The sequence below is a fragment of the Actinosynnema sp. NPDC053489 genome, from assembly GCF_044544865.1.
GTDB lineage: Bacteria > Actinomycetota > Actinomycetes > Mycobacteriales > Pseudonocardiaceae > Actinosynnema.
Map to the genome: position 1 here is coordinate 223,063 of NZ_JBITXT010000009.1, position 1,095 is coordinate 224,157.

Annotated in this window: 1 protein-coding gene; it reads right to left on the reverse strand. The window is 74.8% G+C overall.

All coding sequences use genetic code 11. From position 1 onward, the window contains the following. Positions 1–93: 93 nt before the first annotated feature. Positions 94–924, reverse strand: a complete 831-nt coding sequence (locus tag ACIGNX_RS22360) for a type VII secretion system-associated protein (RefSeq protein WP_396542597.1) — start codon at positions 922–924, stop codon at positions 94–96. Between the last annotated feature and the right edge of the window lie 171 nt (positions 925–1,095).

The following is a 1,095-nucleotide window of genomic DNA, read 5'->3' on the forward strand; positions in this document are numbered from 1 at the left end:
CGCACTGCCGCCTCCGAATGACTCCGGTTGTCCTGCGGCGAAGTGTGGGCGGCGGCCACCACATCCCGTCTGAACCGGATCTACACGCGCGCTTCAGGATTCTGAAGAAGGCCGCTGACCAGCGGGAACACCGGGTTCGACGGCGGTGGTGAGGTCCACGTCACCCACCCCGACCGCGGTCGGGGCCTCGACCACCGCACCGGCGGCCGGGTGCGCGGCGGGCTCCCCCTCCCCTGCCGGGTGCTCCTCCACCGGCGCCTCCCCGTCCGCGGACCCCTCCGCCGCCCCTTCGGCCGACCCCTCCGACGGCCACTCCGCGTTCGGCTCGGGCGGCACCTCCCACGGCACCACCTCCAGGGTGCGCCCGTCGCGGAACCGCTCGTAGGCCGCCGCCACGTCCTCCTCCGACATGACCCGCGTCCGGCGCATGAAGTCGCCCAGCAACCGGACCGCGGCCGGACCACCGGGGTTGATCAGCACGTCCAGGTCGTCGGCCAGCAGGTCCACCAGGTCGGCCAGGTCGAGCCGCCGCCAGTCCGGCGAGCTGACCCGCCGCCGGTGCGGCTCGGACGTGGCGACCACGACGCACGGCACGTCGTCGGGGGACCGCATGACCAGCGGGCGGCCGTCGCCGTTCATGGCCAGGTCGAACAGCGAGTCCCGCAGCAGCAGCCGCAACTGGTCGGACTCGGCCTCGCCCCGCATCAGCAGCCGCAGCACCGCGTCCAGCGGGTCGGACGGCGAGTCCGGGTCGGACGGCTCGTAGGACGGGTTGGTCCGGAACCGGCCGACCACGCCGTCCGGGTCGACCGGCCACAGGCCGACCACCGCCCGCACCGGCGGCGCCTCGTCCTCCCGCTCCGGCTGCCAGGCCGGGTCCATCAGCAGGAACCAGTTCTCGGTGTCGGCGTCCGCAGCGACCATGCCCACTACTCCTCGTGATCGGACCGCCGTCGTCGGCGGTTTCGCCTCGGTGAGGACCACTCCACCGCGCCGCCGCCCCGGTGCGGGAGGCCGGCCGCGCGGGCGGACCCCATCGGGCAGCGCATCGTGCCCGGTGGACCGCGGTCCCGGGACCGCTCACGGCACGACGGC

Coding starts and splice junctions, on each gene's coding strand:
- ACIGNX_RS22360 (WP_396542597.1), bottom strand. CDS start 924: ATGGTCGCTGCGGACGCCGACACCGAGAACTGGTTCCTGCTGATGGAC.